The following is a 15,431-nucleotide window of genomic DNA, read 5'->3' as shown; positions in this document are numbered from 1 at the left end:
ACTCGATGGGCAAATGGCCGCGTCTGGACAAGATCGAGATGATCGACGGTCCGATCGACAAAGAGAGCTACGAAAACCGGCTCAAGAAACTGCAGCAAAAATTGCTCGACCTCCACACCTACCATCTGCGGACGGGCGGGCGCGTGCTGATCGGCATCGACGGCTGGGATGCCGCCGGCAAGGGCGGCCTGATCGAGCGGCTGGTGGCCGGGCTCGAGCCGAAATCGGTGCAGGTCCACCGGATCGGTGCGCCGACGCCCGAGGATCAGGGCCGGCATTATCTCTGGCGCTTCTGGAACCGGCTGCCGGCACCCGGCAACTGGGCGATCTTCGACCGCACCTGGTACGGCCGCGTCCTGGTCGAGCGCATCGAGGGCTTCTGCAACAAGGACCAATGGAAGCGCGCCTACCGCGAAATCAACGAGTTCGAGCGCCAGCTCGCCGATGACGGCGTCCGCATCGTCAAGCTGCTCGTCCATGTCAGCGCGGAGGAACAGAAGAAGCGGATGATCGAGCGGCTGGACAAGCCCAGCAAGCATTACAAGGTCGGGCTCGAGGACTTCCGCAACATCGCCAAGCGCAAGCAGTATCTCGACGCCTATCGCGACATGCTCGAGCAGACTGACACCGAATGCGCGCCGTGGCACGTCATCGCCAGCGACGACAAGATGCATGCAAGGCTGAAGGGCCTGAAGGTCGTGGCCGATGTGCTGGGTAAAGGCGTGAAGACCGGGGGCCACACGCTCGATCCCCAGATCGCCAAGGCCGCTTACGAACTGTGGGGCTGGCAGCCGCCGCAGAACGACAAGGACGCGAAGAAAAAGTAGAGCGCTAGGCCTGCGCCGATGCGACGGCGGGCGAAACCGAAAAGGTCGCCCGCACGTCCGGCCCCAGCCGGGCCGCGATCCACGGCAAAGCTTCGCGCATCGCCTCCTCGAACTTCCACGGGGGATTGATGACGACCAGCCCGCAGGTCGCGAGCTTGCCCTCCGGCGTCCGTGGGCCGAGGTCGAGTTCCATGTTCAGGTACTTCACGTCGGCCAGCGACGCGATGAATTCCGACACCGGCGCCCCGTCCTTGATCGGATACCAGATCGCGTAGCAGCCGATGGGGAAACGGCGCAGCCCGTGCCGCACGGCGCGCGCCAGCGTCTCGAACTCGTCGGTGGCCTCGAAGGGCGGATCGATCAGCACCAGCGCCCGGCGCTCGACCGGCGGCAACGCGGCCTTCACGGCATGATAGCCGTCGGCCTGGCGTACCTCGACCGCGCGATCGCCGGCGAATTCGCGCTTCAGCAGCAGCGCTTCCTGTGGATGTTTCTCGCAGGCGATGAAGCGGTCGCCCGGCCGCAGGGCCGCCCGCACCAGCCGCGGCGAGCCGGGATAGCGATGCAGCGCACCGCCCGCCGGTCCGAACTTGCGGTCGTAGGCCTGCACCGCCGCCAGATAGCGCGCGACCGCGCCGGGCATGCCGGTCCGGCTCTCGGCCATCAGGCGCCCGATCCCCGCCTCCGCCTCGCCCGTGCGCCGGGCCTGCGAACCGCCGAGATCGTAGCCGCCGGCACCGGCATGGGTGTCGAGCACGAACAGCTTCTTGTCCTTGGCCGTCAGCAGCCGCAGCAGCTCGCAGAGTGCGGTGTGCTTCAGCAGATCGGCGAAATTGCCGGCGTGATAGCCGTGACGGTAGTTCAAAGGATCTTCCTGTCGAGTTGGGCGACCGGTGTACAGCCGCCGCTGGGTCGTGCCTTGAGAAGCCCCGCCTGGACCAGCGCGGCACGGTCGTCGGCGCAGAACTCCGAGGTCTTCGCATCCAATGCACCAAGACTGCCGGGATTGGCCAGCACGCAGCCTTCGGACATGCGGTACCCCGATCGACGGACGATCTGGCGCAAGATGACCTTGTAGGTCCGCTCCGTCGTCAACTTCGTGGCATCCTCGCGCGCCATGGACCCGACGGACGCAAGACGTGCCGTCGAAACGGCCCCGCTATTGTAAGGGCGGCCCATGGTGAAACCGAACAGGCTCTTGTTATCGGCGCTGATGTCGTGGGGCGTCAGCAGGAACCTGAGCAGCTCCGGTCCGCCGTCCTTTTTCGTGGCTTCGACAATGCGCGGCACGAGCTTCAGCAGATCGACCTGGGTGGCCGACGCCATGATATCCGGACCGATCGGCAATGCCAGCGGCTGGGCCCGCACGGGCGGCACCAGCACGCGCCTCAATTCGCAGATCAGCGGGTCCACGAAAGCGTCGTCCTTGAGGTCGGCATGCACGTAGAGCACGACCGCGCGCGGTGGCGCGAGCGCGGTCCCGCCGGTGGTCTGGGACCAGCCCGCGCGACTGGCAAAAACGCCGAAAAGGAGTAGCCCCAGGAAGACGAATCGCATACCGGCGGGAACATGGGGCAAGGACCGCGGAGCGGCAATGGAGCCCGTCAGGCCGATTTGAGATGATTCCCCGGGCACGGTATGTGCTTCGGGCGCGGGACATTACAATTGAGGATCGAAATGGCCAACCACGAGCTGCATTCTTCGCCCGAGACTTGCCACTGGGGCTATTTCGACAGCCAGCTCCCGCCGCAGCTTCGCATCAAGTCGGGCGACACGGCGACCATCCACTGCGTGTCCGGCGCCGCCGAGATTCTGCCGGGCGAGCCGTACAACGTGCTGCCCGAGCATCGCGAGATCCTCTCCAAGCTGAAGCCGCATATCGGCCGCCACATCCTGACCGGTCCCGTCCATGTCGAGGGCGCCGAGCGCGGCGACGTGCTGGCGGTCGAGGTGCTCGACATCAAGTTCCGCACCAACTGGGGCTGGAACGTGCAGCGGCCGCTGATGGGCACCCTGCCCGAGGACTTCCCCTTCTTCCGCCTGACCCACATCCCGATCGATTCCAACCGCGGCGTCTGCACCATGCCGTGGGGCACCGAGATCGAACTCAATCCGTTCTTCGGCATCATGGGCGTCGCCCCGCCGCCGGAATGGGGCCAGTGCAGCTCGGTCGAGCCGCGCGCCTTCGGCGGCAACATCGACAACAAGCACTTCCGGGTCGGCACGACGGTCTATTTCCCCGTCTTCGCCGACGGCGGCCTGTTCTCGGCCGGCGACGGCCATGGCGTTCAGGGCGACGGCGAGGTCAACCTGACGGCGCTCGAGACCAGCCTGAGCGGCACCTTCAAGTTCACGCTTCACAAGAACATGAAGCTCAACAATCCGCGCGCCGAGACCGCGACGCACTGGATCACCCATGGCTTCGACCAGGATCTCGACGACGCCGCCAAGGAAGCGCTGCGCGACATGATCCGGCTGATCACCGCCAAGACCGGCCTCAAGCCAGAGGACGCCTACATGCTCTGCAGCCTGCAGGCCGACCTGCACGTCACGCAGACGGTGGACGGCAACAAGGGCATCCACTGCATGATCGCGAAGAAGATCATCGGCGGCTAGATGCAGGTAATCGCAAAGATACTGGGCGGCCTCGCGTTCCTGATCTTGCCGACCGAAGCTTTCGCACAGGATTGGGTCCCGACGAAGCCTGTCTGGGATCAAGCTGTACATGTGACTTGCAAGGAACCCCTCAGATACACCTGCGCGCTCGAGCGCGGTTGTTCGCGAAGTACCGGACGCGCCAATTTCAAGATCGACTTCCGCCGCGACAAGGTCACACCGGGTGGTCCGGGGGGAGCATGGGACATCAGAGGGCGGGCCTTCCAAGCTTACCCACTGGGATTGCAGCCGGCGATGTCGATCTTGCTGTCCGACGGGCGTGCTTTCAGGTTTCTCTACAAGGCGAAAGGTCCCAACGGACCTTTCGACCTCGAAGCTCGCATGCTCGGAGAGGGCGATACGTCGGTGGAAGTGTTTGAATTTTCTTGCCAAAGATCATGAGCTGCGAGTCCCTCCGAAAAGTTCATCGCGGCTGACAGCACGAACCGGGGAACGGGCGAGCGGACCATGACGCATATGCAGCTACTCGACGAGGCGGTCGCCCGTCACAACGATGCCGAATGGTCCCGCCACGCGCTGGAGCTGATCCGCAACGACCAGCGCCGCTCGGCCGACACGCACCTGCTGCGGCTCGACCTGCCGGTGCTGGACGGGATCGACGTCTATCTCAAGGACGAGTCGACCCATCCCACCGGTAGCCTCAAGCACCGGCTGGCGCGCTCGCTGTTCCTCTACGGCATCTGCAACGGCCGCATCCGGCACGACACGCCGATCGTCGAGGCCTCGTCGGGCTCGACGGCGATCTCGGAGGCCTACTTCGCGCGCCTGCTCGGCCTGCCCTTCCATGCCGTCATGTCGGCCTCGACCTCGGCCGAGAAGATCGCCGAGATCGAGCGGCAGCACGGCAAGTGCCATCTCGTCTCCGACGGAAGCGGCATCTATGCCGCCGCCGATGCGCTCGCGACCGAGCTGCGTGGCGTCTATGTCGACCAGTTCACCTATGCCGAGCGGGCAACCGACTGGCGCGGCAACAACAACATTGCCGAATCGATCTTCGAGCAGATGAGCCGCGAGCCCAATCCCGTGCCGACCTGGATCGTAATGAGTGCCGGCACCGGCGGCACCACGGCCACGCTCGGCCGTTACATCCGCTACATGCGCTACGCTACGCGGCTGTGCGTGGCCGATCCGGAATACTCCGCCTTCTTCGAGGCCTTCTCCAAGGGCAACATGAAGGCGACCTGCGATCGCGGCTCGCGCATCGAAGGGATCGGCCGGCCCCGCGTCGAACCGTCGTTCCTGCCCAACATGATCGATCGCATGATGCGCGTGCCCGACGCCCAGTCGCTGGCCGGCATGCGGGTCCTGTCGCGACTGCTCGGCCGCAAGGTCGGCGGCTCGACCGGCACCAACTTCGTGGCGCTGTGCATCCTGACGTCGCGCATGAAGGCGGAAGGCCGCACGGGATCGCTGGTGTCGCTGATCTGCGACAGCGGTGAGCGCTACGGCCACACCTACTACAACGACGAATGGGTCGCCGCCCAAGGCCTCGACCTCGAGCCGCATGAGCAGGCGCTCGAAGCCTTCCTGAAGGACGGCGACGCGATTATCTAACCTTACTGCTGGGCGCGCGGCGGCGGTTTACGGGCCGGCGGCGGCGCCATCGGCTTCGCAAAGATCGGCTCTTCGGTGATCGGGTAGCGCGGCAGCTCGCTGATCTCCTGCGAGCCGGGCATCGGCGACGTCGCCTGGTTCTTCCAATTCGGTCCGACGGTCATGCCGTTGCCTCCGGCCACCGGCGGACCCGACTCCTGCATCGTGCTGAAGTCGGAATTGAAGCGCTGGGGCTGGGCGTAAGCGGCGGCACCACCGGCAGTGACGATCAGCAGGGCAGACAGGGCCACTTTCATCGGACTCTCCGGGTTCTGTACCCGATCAACTCGGGGAACCGCCCCGGCGTTGCGTAGCCTGCGCAGATTTATGCCGGCTGTGGGGCCGGGCCGCGGTGCGAGGACGGCAGCGGCGGGAAGGCCAGCGCGATCGCGACGGCCGCCAGTCCGATGCCGAACGAAGCGATATAGAGATAGCCGTAGCCGTGGAAGGTATCGAAGATCCAGCCGCCGACCGCCGGCCCCAGCGCCATGCCGAGGCTGGAGATCATCGCCGCGCCGCCGAACACCGTGCCCATGATGCGCATGGGGAAGTATTCGCGGGCGAGCACGGCATAGAGGGGCATCACGCCGCCATAGGCCATGCCGAACAGGATGGCGACGGCATAGAACTCCCCGGCGTCGCGCGTGAAGTAGTAGCTGCCGGCGCCGATCGCCTGGACCATCAGGCCGACGACGACGACCCGCCGCGCGCCGAACCGGTCGCCCAGCAGGCCGAACAGGAGGCGGCCGCCGAGCCCTGCCAATCCCTCGACGCTGTAGATGGTGACCGCCGTCATGGCCGGCAGGCCGCAGGCCAGCGCGTAGCTCACCGTGTGGAAGATCGGGCCCGAATGCGCGGCGCAGCAGCAGAAGAAGGTGAGCGAGAGCACGATGAACTGCGGCGAGCGCAGCGCCTGCCCCACCGTCATCCCCTCCCCGCCTTCTGCCGGCATGCCGGACGATGCGGCCATGGCCTCCGGCGGGCGGCGCACGAACAGGGCCGCCGGAATCAGCAGCGCCCAGGTCCCGATGGCGATCGTCAGCATGGCGGTGCGCCAGTCGTGGGCGGAGATCAGCCACTGCGCGAAGGGCGAGATGGTCATCGGTGCCACGCCCATCCCGGCCGACACGAGCGACACGGCAAGGCTGCGATGCCTGTCGAACCAGCCGGTTACGGTGGCGATCATCGGCGCGAATACGGCGCCGGCCGCCACGCCGACCACGATGCCGTAGACGAGCTGGAACTCGAGCAGGCTGGTGGCGCGACTGGCGAGTGCAAGGCCCAGCCCCAGCAGGACCGCGCCCGACAGGACGACGATGCGCGGACCGAATTTGTCGCTGAGCGCGCCCCAGCCGAAGGCCGCGACGCCCATCGTCAGGAAGTCGAGCGTCATCGCGCTGGAGATGCCGGTGCGCGACCAGCCGGTCGCTTCCGACATCGGCTGCAGGAAGACCGCCAGCGAGAACAGCGCACCGATCGCGACGCATCCCATCAGCGCGCCGGCGCCGACGATCACCCAGCCGTAAGACCGTTCCATCGCGATCCTCCTCAGGTCGGCCAATACTTAACCAATTAGTTAATAATTGGCAAGCGGCCCTGGCGCCCCGGCGACGTCGTCAAGGCGCGCAAACGAAACAAACGAAATAAACGAAACGAATGAAACGGACAGGCCCTCCCCCGCCCCGCAGGGCTATCGCATATGAGGCAAAGGTCCCTCGCTTACGCTCGGGATGACAGCGTTTGTTTGGTCGGCGCACCGCGCAAATCCCAACAAAATTGTCATCCCGAGCGTAAGCGAGGGACCTTTCGCTCTTCTCGGAAGTTATTCGGGCTTGATGTTGGCCTCGCGGATCAGGCGGCCGAAACGCTCGTATTCCTGGGCGTTGAAGCGCGTGAACTGCTCGACCGTCATCGTACCGGGCTCGCCGCCCAGTCCCCGCAGCTTCGCCTGCACATCGGGCAGCGCCACGATGCGGATCAGCTCGGCCTGCAGCTTGGCGACCACGTCGGGCGGCGTACCCGCCGTCACATACACGGCGTACCAGGTCGTCATGTCGAAGCCCGGCAGGCCGGCTTCGGCAAGCGTCGGCACGTCGGGCAGCTCGCTGCTGCGACGTTCGGAGGTGACGGCCAGCGGCTTGAACTTGCCGGCCTTGATCTGGCCCATCGACGAGGAGGTCGTGTCGAACATCATCTGGACGTTGCCGCCGATGATATCGAGATGCGCCTGGGCGCTGCCCTTGTAGGGAACGTGCATGCCCTTCACGCCGGCCGCCACGTCGAAGGCCTCGCCCGCGATGTGCTGAGTGCTGCCGACGCCCGACGAGGCGTACTTGAATTCGCCCGGCTTCGCCTTCATCGCAGCGATCAGCTCGGCCACTGAATTCACCGGCACCGAGGCGCCGACCACCAGCACGTTGGGCACGTTCACCACGAGGCCGATCGGGATCAGGTCCCTGATCGGGTCGAAGCCGAGCTTGAGGAGATGCGGCGCGATGGCCTGGCCGGTGTTGGTCGCGACCAGGATCGTATGCCCGTCGGGCGGCGCCTTGGCCGTGAGGTCGGCGGCGATCGTGTTGGAGGCGCCGGGCTTGTTCTCGACGACGAAGGTGCCCTTCATCGACTCGGCCAGCTTCTCCGCCAGCATGCGGGCCACGATGTCGGTGCCGCCGCCGGCATTGGCGCCGACCATGAGGCGAACCGTCTTGGTTGGATAAGGCGTCTGCGCGTGGCCAACGAGCGGCGTGAGCAGGGCCGGGAGTGCGAGAAGAAATCTGCGCTTCATGGTGCGGGCTCCACAGCGAGTTCTGTACCGCTCACCGACTTCACGCGTACCTTGGCCCCCTTCACCATGTCGGGGCCGGTCACGCTCCAGCTTCCGTCGCCCAGATTGACCCTTCCGCGACCATTCAGGATCGGCTCTTCGAGCACGATGACCTTGCCGATCAGCGCGTCGGCGCGGGCGTTGAGCGTCGAGGTCGCCGGGTTGTCCGCATGCTGAAGCCGCCGCAACGTCCGGCGCAGCCCGACCGCCGAGACGACAGAGATGACAGCGAAGGCAAGCAGCTGCAATTCGAGCGAGAAATCCGGCACGACCAGCAGGAACAGGCCGGCCGCCGCAGCACCGATTGCCAGGAAGAGGAAGACGACGCCCGGCAGCATCATCTCCAGGACGAGCAACACCGCCGCCGCCGCCCACCAGTACCAGAAGACGATCTTGAACATCGCCTAGCCTGCGTTGGGAACGGAGCCGCGCGGCCGCGTGGCCTCGACACCGCGCGCCTGCGCCTCCTTGGCCAGTTCCCCGATGCCGGCAATCGAGGCCATGACGCCCGCTGCCTCGACGGGCAGGAAGAAGACCTTGGCGTTGGGGCTGGAGCCCATCTTCGACAACGCCTCCACATACTTGGTGCCGAGGAAGTAGTTGGTCGCCTGCACGCCGTTGCCGGCGATCGCATCGGCCACGACCGAGGTCGCCTTGGCTTCGGCTTCCGCCATGCGCTCACGGGCCTCGGCATCGCGGAACGCAGCCTCGCGGCGGCCCTCGGCGGTCAGGATGGCCGACTGCTTCTCGCCCTCGGCTCGTTGGATGCTCGATTCGCGGATGCCCTCGGCCTCGAGGATGGTGGCGCGCTTCTCGCGCTCGGCCTTCATCTGCCGGCCCATCGCCACCACGATGTCCTCGGGCGGGGCGATGTCCTTGACCTCGATGCGCAGGACCTTGACGCCCCACGGGCTGGTCGCCTGGTCGATGACGGCGAGCAGGGTATGGTTGATGTCGTTGCGCTTCGACAGGGCTTCATCGAGCGCCATGTTGCCCATCACCGAGCGGATGTTGGTCAGCGCGAGGTTGGTTATGGCGAGGTGGAGGTTCTGGACCTCGTAGGCGGCCCGCGCGGCGTCCACCACCTGGTAGAAGGCCACGGCATCGACCTGGACGGTCGCATTGTCCTTGGTGATGACCTTCTGCGGCGGGATGTCGAGGACATTCTCCTGCATGTTCATCTTGCGGCCGATCGTGTCGACGAAGGGCACGATGAAATGCAGGCCGGGCGTCAGGGTGCGGGTGTAACGGCCGAAACGCTCGATGGTCCAATTGGTGCCCTGGGTCACCGTCTTCACGCCGGCAAAGATCAGCACCAGCGCCACGAGGACGACGGCCAGCACGAAAATCAGCGCACCCGAGATCATTCAGCGTCTCCCTGTATTTCACAGGAAGCCTAGCCCATGGCGGGTCGCCGGGCCATCACGGCAGCCGCTAGTCGGCGGCGGCGGCGAACTCGGTTTGCTTGGCGGGATTTGCCGTCGACGCAGCGGCGACACGCTGGTCGGTCGCGAGCCAGCGATCGAGAAAGCCGTTGATCCAGCGGTCGAGCGGCGGATCGTAGAGCGCGTGCATGGAGAGATGGACGCCACGCTGCTGCGCGCCCGGCATCTTGAGCCGCTCGGCCGCGCTCAGGGTCCAGATGCCCTTCATCTCGAGCGTGACCTCGGGATGGAACTGGAAGCCGAAGGCGTTGGGGCCGCAGCGAAACCCCTGGACCGGGTAACGATCGTTGGTGGCCAGCAGCTCGCAGCACTCCGGGATGGTCATGCCCTCGCGGTGCCACTGGTAGACCTTCATCGGTCCCTTGAACCAGGCGCGACCCGCTTCGGTCGGCTCGACATCGACATAGCCGATCTCGACATGGCCCTCGGGATGAGGCCCGACCCGGCCGCCGGCGACGCGCGTCAGGAGCTGGGCGCCGAGGCAGAGACCGAGGAAGGGCACGCCGGCATCGACGACCTTGGGGATCCAGTCGAGCTCGCACTTGATGCCCGCCAGGGTGCCGCAATCGTTCGCCGACATCGGGCCGCCGAAGATCACCACGCCGGCATAGTCGGACATGTCCTCGGGCAGATTGCAGCCCAGGTTGGGGCAAAGTCGGTGGAGTTCGTAACCGCGCTTTTCGAGCAGGGCGCCGACCCGTCCGGGCCGCGAATGCTGCTGATGCACGACGATCGCTATTTTCTTGGGGGCAATCTTTTGGGGGCCCATTTCTCTACACTGGCCAGACGATACCGTCATGGATTAGCAAGATATGCGCCATGTATGGCAACGACAAGGCGAACGGGTAACAGGGGGACGAAATGGCGCGGCAGCTCGACTTCTACTTCGATTGCTCCAGTCCCTGGACCTACCTCGCCTTCCACGCGGTCCAGCCGCTGGCCCGGGAAGCGGCAGCCGAGATCGTCTGGAAGCCCATCCTGGTGGGTGGCGTGTTCAACGCGGTCAACCAGACCGTCTACGAGAGTCGCGCCAAGCCCAATCCGCGGAAGCAGGCTTACATGCAGAAGGACATGCAGGACTGGGCCCGGCTCTACGGGCTCGCCATCAAGTTCCCGCCGACCGTCTTTCCCGTGAACAGCGTGAAGGCCATGCGCGGCGCCTTCGTGGCAATCGACGAGGGCAAGCTCGCCCCCTACGCCACGGCCGCCTTCGAGGCCTATTGGGGTGACGACCGGGACCTGTCCAAGGAGGACGTGCTGGCCGATATCGCGAAGAAGGCCGGCATCGAGCGGCAGCGCTTCTTCGCCGGCATCGAGACCGATTCTTGCAAGGCGCGGCTGCGCGCCAATACCGACGAGCTGATCGCCCGCGGCGGGTTCGGCAGCCCGACGATCTTCGTCGGCAACGACATGTTTTTCGGCAATGACCGCATGCCGCTGGTCAAGGCCGCGCTGGAGGCCGGCGCCACATGAGCAAGAACGCCGATCCCGATTTCTGGGCCAAGGCCAACGCCCACCTGGTGCGCTATGGCGGCGCCTTCGCACCAGTGATCGCCGAGGGCGCGGCGGGCAACTACTTCACCGACGCCGACGGCCGCAGGATCCTCGATTTCACCTCGGGGCAGATGAGCGCCATCCTGGGCCACAGCCACCGCGAGATCGTCGAGGTGGCGCGCCATTACATCGGCGAGCTCGACCATCTCTATTCGACGATCCTGTCGCGACCGGTCGTCGAGCTGGCGGCGCTGATCGCCAAGGTCTCGCCGGGCAAGCTCGACCGCGTGCTGCTGGTCTCGACCGGCGGCGAGTCGAACGAGGCGGCGCTGCGTGGCCAAGCTGGTGACCGGCCGGCACGAGATCGTGGCCATGAGCCGGTCATGGCACGGCGTCACCGGCGGTGCGGCTTCGGCGACCTATTCGTCGAGCCGCAAGGGCTACGGGCCGCCACAGCCCGGCGCGCTGGTCCTGCCGGCACCGGACACCTATCGCTCGCGCTTCATCGACGATCGCGGCGTCTACGACTGGCTGGGCGAGCTCGATTTCGGCTTCGAGCTGGTCGACCGCCAAGTCGAGCGGCGCCCTGGCCGCCTGCATCGTCGAGCCGATCCTGAGCTCGGGCGGCGTACTGGAGCCGCCGGAAGGCTGGATGGCCGCCCTGGAGGAGAAGTGCCGCGAGCGCGACATGCACCTGATCTTCGACGAGGCGCAGACCGGGCTTGGACGAACCGGCACCCTGTTCGCCTGCGAGCGCGACGGTGTCGTGCCGCAGTATCTCACGCTCTCCAAGACCTTGGGCGCCGGCCTGCCGCTGGCCGCCATGCTGACGACGCCGGAGATCGAGGACCTAGCCGCCGAGCGCGGCTTCCTCTTCTACACGACCCACGCCTCAGATCCCCTGCCCGCCGCGGTCGGCCTCAAGGTCATCGAGGTCATCCTGCGCGACCACTTCACGGAGCGCGCCGCAAGCCTCGGCAAGCGCCTGAAGGACGGGCTGCTGGCGTTGCAGCAGCGCTACGACTGCATCGGCGATGTACGGGGACGCGGGCTGCTGCTGGGTCTCGACCTGGTGAAGGACCGGCGCTCCCGCACGCCGGACCCGGAGCTTGCCCAGAAGGTCGCCCGGACCTGCCTGGAGATGGGGATGATGACCAGCACGGTGCGCGGCGGGTTCGGCATATTTCGCATCGCGCCGCCCCTCACCGTGGACGAGGCCGAGATCGATCTCGGCCTGGAGATCTTCGACCGGGCACTCACCAAAGCTTTACAGTAAGAATTCAGGGAAATCGGCGCTTCCCGTCCCGTAATTGGTATTAGCGTTTGAAACGGGCGGCTAACTGTTGTACCCGCTGGCGGTTTCCGGGCCAATGGCGTTGGGAGTTTGCGGATGATCAAGAGGCTTACACAGGCGGCAGTTCTTGCGGGAAGCATGCTGGCATTGGGCGCCTGCACGCTCGGCGAGTCCAAGACAGCGGCCGCGCCCGTAAAGCCGCCGGCGGCCGACTACCAGGCCCCCGTTCCGCCTTCGCCTCCCGCGGGCCAGATCCGGGCCATTTGCTACAACGCGGCGGACCTCTCCATCGTGCGCGCGCGCATGGTGCAGCAGGAGCTTCAGGTCGTGACCCTGCAGTGCCAAGGCCCCGGCGGCGCCCGCGCCTATGAGAAGGTCTATGCCGATTTCGTCGGCAAGTTCCGCAACGAGTTCGCGACCAACGCCCGCACGCTCTCGCAGATCGCCGGCCGCAAGCGCTTCAACACCGACGTCTTCGTGACGGAAGTCGCCAACCGCACGGCGCAGCGCGCGCCGACGGACAAGGAATTCTGCTCGCGCGGCAAGCGCGCTTTCGACTGGGCGATGGATCCGAAGGTGACGGCCCTGGAGCAGGTGCCGCCGCCGTACGACCTCGGCCCCGAGATGAACATCTTCGCCTGCCCGGCTCAGTAAGCAGACGGGTCAAACAGGACGAGACGAAAGGCGGTCCCGCGGGGCCGCCTTTTCTATATGTGCTGGGCCGCCCGTTCGCCGGGGTCGCGCCCCCCACCCTTCGCGCCGGTGGTGGCAGCCTTCAGCACGGCGAGATAGCCGGGCTTCAGCTCCATCGACAGACGACGGCCCCCGTCCAGCAAGGCGCGATGCGCCTGCGGCAGGCGCCAGCAGGGCACGAACATGAACAGGTGATGCTCGAGGTGATAGTTCACCCAATAGGGCGCCACGAGAAGGCGCATCAGCGGATTGGCGTAGGTCGTCCGGGTGTTGCGCAGAGGATCGTCATTGTCGGGCACGACGGCGTGCTCGGCGATGTTCCGGATGCGGCTCACGAGCTGGTACCAGGTGGCGAGCGGCAGCAGCCACATGACCGGGTAGAGCCACCAGTAACCGGCGGCGGAAAGTCCGGCGAGCAGGACAAGGTTGACGATCAGCGGGCCCTTCTCCTTGCGCCACAGGTTCGCGAGCTGCGTGGCGAGCGGCGCGTCCGCGGGACCCAGCGCACGGCGGAGCTGCTCGCCGCGGCGCAGGAAGGCCGTCCGCCCCGTCAGATCGCGCACGATCTTGCGGCGCAGGCTGGCGCGGCTGGTCGGAAACGCCGCCGAAAGCCCGAGGTCGGGATCCTCGGCCTGCTGCGTGAAGCGGTGATGCTGCAGGTGATAGGGCCGGTAAAGCGTAAGGCTGGTGAACACCGGAAAGGCGCAGAGCCAGCTTCCCACCCAGTCGTTGAGGCGGCGATCGGCAAAGAGCAGCCCGTGCGCAGCATCATGCATCAGGATAGCTATCCCGAGCTGGCGGCCGCCGATCACCATGACGCCCAGCAGGAAGGTGAACGGGTTGGGCCACCAGGCGAACAGCGCCATGCTGCCACCGATCAGTGCCCAGGCATGCAGCACGAGGAGCGCGCCCACCAGATTCGACTTGGCGCCCAGCCTGCGCGTCTGTTCCAAGGTGAGAAATTCGCCGATCCGGCTCATGCCCAAAAGGCTGGTCGCGTCACGGACGACTGTCAACGGCGGTCACGGACCGCTATATGGTCAGCATATGCAACGCAAATCCGTCCGCACCGACGTCCTCGACGTCACTTACGAGGAGCACGGCCCGCCCGACGGTGCGCCGGTGATCCTGCTGCACGGCTTCCCCTACGACGTGCGCGCCTACGACGAGGTCGCGCCGACGCTGGCAGCCGACGGCAACCGTGTGCTGGTGCCCTACCTGCGCGGCTACGGCCCCACCCGCTTCCTTTCGGCCGGCACGCTGCGCTCGGGCGAACAGGCGGCGCTCGGCCACGACCTGCATCAGCTCATGGACGCGCTGGGCATCCAGCGCGCGGCCCTAGCGGGCTACGATTGGGGCGGCCGGGCGGCCTGCATCGTCTCGGCGCTGTGGCCCGAGCGCGTGCGCTGCCTCGTGAGCTGCACCGGCTACAATCTCCAGAACATCGCGGCCTCGGTCGAGCCGGCTCCCGCCGAGACCGAGCACCGCCTCTGGTACCAATACTATTTCAACACCGAGCGCGGCCGCGCCGGCCTCACCAAGGACCGCCGCGGCGTCTGCAAGCTGCTGTGGAACCTGTGGTCGCCGGAATGGACATTCGACGATGCGACGTTCGAGAAGACCGCGTCGTCGTTCGACAATCCCGACTTCGTTGATGTGGTGATCCAGTCCTACCGACACCGCTACGGCTACACCAAGGGCGATCCCACGCTCGAACCGATGGAAGCGCTGCTGGCGAAGCAGCCGGCCATCCCGGTGCCGACCATCAACCTCCACGGCGCCGCCGACGGCGTCGGTCCCGCCTCCGATCGCGACGGCAAGACCGAGAAGTTCACCGGCGGCTACGAGCGGCGCATGCTGCCGCGCATCGGCCACAACGTGCCCCAGGAGGCGCCGGCCGATACGGTCGCGGCCCTGCGCGATCTCATGAAGGAAACCAAGCAATGACAGCCATCGCCCTGATCGGGTCCACGGGCAATATTGGCAGCCACATCCTCGACGAGGCGCTTGCGCGCAAGCATACCGTCACCGCCATCACCCGCGACGCCTCGAAGCTGAAGCCACGGCCCGGCATGGTGGTGAAGCAGGGCAGCACGACCGACGCCCTGTCGATGGCGGCGATCCTGAAGGGACACGACATCGTCGTGGCCTCGGTGAAGTGGAACGAGGCCAGCGTCCATCACGTGCTGGACGCCGTGCGCAAGAGCGGCGTGAAGCGCGTCCTGTTCGTGGTCGGCGCCGGCAGCCTGCTGCGCGCCGACGGCCGCACCCATCTCGATCACATGGCCGACCGGGGCATCCAGCCGCCGACCTCGAAGCCCGCCTCCCTGGCGCTGGAAGAGGTGCGCAAGGTCAAGGACCTCGACTGGACCGCCATCTCGCCGCCCACCTCGATCCAGCCCGGCGAGCGGACCGGCAAGTTTCGCCTCGGCAAAGATCAGTTGCTCGAGGACAAGGACGGCGTGAGCCAGATCAGCCGCGAGGATTTCGCGGTCGCCATCGTGAACGAGATCGAGAAGCCCAAGCACGTCCGCAAGCGGTTTACGGCGGCGTATTAGATCAAACCATCAGAGATCGCCTGCTTC

The 15,431-nt window shown here is 66.2% G+C and carries 17 protein-coding genes and 1 pseudogene; 9 read left to right on the top strand and 9 right to left on the bottom strand.

Going from position 1 to position 15,431, the window contains the following annotated elements:
- Positions 1-5: 5 nt before the first annotated feature.
- Positions 6-827, top strand: coding sequence for a polyphosphate kinase 2 family protein (locus tag AC1ROX_RS15920; protein WP_493126927.1), 822 nt, complete (start codon positions 6-8; stop codon positions 825-827).
- 4 nt (positions 828-831) lie between these two features.
- Here the strand turns inward: AC1ROX_RS15920 and AC1ROX_RS15915 are convergent, their stop codons facing one another.
- Both AC1ROX_RS15915 and AC1ROX_RS15910 read right to left on the bottom strand, forming a co-directional pair.
- A complete protein-coding gene (locus tag AC1ROX_RS15915) occupies positions 832-1,692 on the bottom strand; it encodes a 23S rRNA (adenine(2030)-N(6))-methyltransferase RlmJ (RefSeq protein ID WP_493126926.1) in 861 nt (286 codons plus the stop codon).
- Positions 1,689-2,384: a hypothetical protein gene (locus AC1ROX_RS15910; RefSeq protein WP_493126925.1), complete on the bottom strand. Its 696-nt coding sequence runs from the start codon at positions 2,382-2,384 to the stop codon at positions 1,689-1,691. The genes AC1ROX_RS15915 and AC1ROX_RS15910 overlap by 4 nt, the downstream gene beginning before the upstream one ends.
- Before the next feature lie 120 nt (positions 2,385-2,504).
- On the opposite strand from AC1ROX_RS15910, the gene AC1ROX_RS15905 reads away from it, so the two are divergent.
- From AC1ROX_RS15905 to AC1ROX_RS15895, 3 genes are all read left to right on the top strand, one after another.
- A complete protein-coding gene (locus AC1ROX_RS15905; protein ID WP_493126924.1) occupies positions 2,505-3,443 on the top strand; it encodes an acetamidase/formamidase family protein in 939 nt (312 codons plus the stop codon).
- Positions 3,444-3,884 carry a hypothetical protein gene (locus AC1ROX_RS15900; protein WP_493126923.1) on the top strand — a complete coding sequence of 147 codons (441 nt, stop codon included), beginning with the start codon at positions 3,444-3,446 and terminating at the stop codon, positions 3,882-3,884.
- 66 nt (positions 3,885-3,950) lie between these two features.
- Positions 3,951-5,057 carry a PLP-dependent cysteine synthase family protein gene (locus tag AC1ROX_RS15895; RefSeq protein ID WP_493126922.1) on the top strand — a complete coding sequence of 369 codons (1,107 nt, stop codon included), beginning with the start codon at positions 3,951-3,953 and terminating at the stop codon, positions 5,055-5,057.
- Positions 5,058-5,059: 2 nt separating this feature from the next.
- Here the strand turns inward: AC1ROX_RS15895 and AC1ROX_RS15890 are convergent, their stop codons facing one another.
- The 6 genes from AC1ROX_RS15890 to AC1ROX_RS15865 form a co-directional block, all read right to left on the bottom strand.
- On the bottom strand, positions 5,060-5,353 hold the full coding sequence (locus AC1ROX_RS15890) for a hypothetical protein (RefSeq protein WP_493126921.1): 294 nt from the start codon (positions 5,351-5,353) through the stop codon (positions 5,060-5,062).
- Positions 5,354-5,421: 68 nt separating this feature from the next.
- Entirely contained in the window at positions 5,422-6,633 is a 1,212-nt protein-coding gene (locus AC1ROX_RS15885; protein WP_493126920.1) for an MFS transporter, read from the bottom strand.
- Positions 6,634-6,918: 285 nt separating this feature from the next.
- Positions 6,919-7,881, bottom strand: coding sequence for a Bug family tripartite tricarboxylate transporter substrate binding protein (locus tag AC1ROX_RS15880; protein ID WP_493126919.1), 963 nt, complete (start codon positions 7,879-7,881; stop codon positions 6,919-6,921).
- Positions 7,878-8,321: an NfeD family protein gene (locus AC1ROX_RS15875; protein ID WP_493126918.1), complete on the bottom strand. Its 444-nt coding sequence runs from the start codon at positions 8,319-8,321 to the stop codon at positions 7,878-7,880. Before AC1ROX_RS15875 ends, AC1ROX_RS15880 begins: the two co-directional genes overlap by 4 nt.
- Before the next feature lie 3 nt (positions 8,322-8,324).
- A complete protein-coding gene (locus tag AC1ROX_RS15870; RefSeq protein ID WP_493127038.1) occupies positions 8,325-9,284 on the bottom strand; it encodes an SPFH domain-containing protein in 960 nt (319 codons plus the stop codon).
- Between the two features lie 70 nt (positions 9,285-9,354).
- On the bottom strand, positions 9,355-10,134 hold the full coding sequence (locus AC1ROX_RS15865) for a glutamine amidotransferase-related protein (protein WP_493126917.1): 780 nt from the start codon (positions 10,132-10,134) through the stop codon (positions 9,355-9,357).
- A gap of 92 nt (positions 10,135-10,226) precedes the next feature.
- Here AC1ROX_RS15865 and AC1ROX_RS15860 point away from each other — a divergent pair, with 92 nt between their 5' ends.
- From AC1ROX_RS15860 to AC1ROX_RS15850, 3 genes and pseudogenes are all read left to right on the top strand, one after another.
- On the top strand, positions 10,227-10,838 hold the full coding sequence (locus AC1ROX_RS15860; RefSeq protein ID WP_493126916.1) for a 2-hydroxychromene-2-carboxylate isomerase: 612 nt from the start codon (positions 10,227-10,229) through the stop codon (positions 10,836-10,838).
- Positions 10,835-12,135, top strand: a pseudogene (locus tag AC1ROX_RS15855) (aspartate aminotransferase family protein). Before AC1ROX_RS15860 ends, AC1ROX_RS15855 begins: the two are co-directional and overlap by 4 nt.
- Before the next feature lie 114 nt (positions 12,136-12,249).
- Positions 12,250-12,807 (top strand): hypothetical protein, encoded by a 558-nt coding sequence (locus tag AC1ROX_RS15850; RefSeq protein ID WP_493126915.1) that lies wholly within the window; start codon positions 12,250-12,252, stop codon positions 12,805-12,807.
- A gap of 53 nt (positions 12,808-12,860) precedes the next feature.
- Here AC1ROX_RS15850 and AC1ROX_RS15845 read toward each other — a convergent pair whose 3' ends face one another.
- Positions 12,861-13,826, bottom strand: coding sequence for a fatty acid desaturase family protein (locus AC1ROX_RS15845; RefSeq protein ID WP_493126914.1), 966 nt, complete (start codon positions 13,824-13,826; stop codon positions 12,861-12,863).
- Between the two features lie 67 nt (positions 13,827-13,893).
- Between AC1ROX_RS15845 and AC1ROX_RS15840 the strand changes: the two genes are divergently transcribed.
- Positions 13,894-14,793 carry an alpha/beta fold hydrolase gene (locus AC1ROX_RS15840; protein ID WP_493126913.1) on the top strand — a complete coding sequence of 300 codons (900 nt, stop codon included), beginning with the start codon at positions 13,894-13,896 and terminating at the stop codon, positions 14,791-14,793.
- Entirely contained in the window at positions 14,790-15,404 is a 615-nt protein-coding gene (locus tag AC1ROX_RS15835) for an NAD(P)-dependent oxidoreductase (RefSeq protein WP_493126912.1), read from the top strand. Before AC1ROX_RS15840 ends, AC1ROX_RS15835 begins: the two co-directional genes overlap by 4 nt.
- Positions 15,405-15,431 lie beyond the last annotated feature (27 nt).

The sequence above is a fragment of the Reyranella sp. GW821-FHT14A01 genome, from assembly GCF_058803965.1.
Note: the sequence above shows the minus strand (reverse complement) of the source record. Positions and strands in the feature narration are given on the sequence as shown.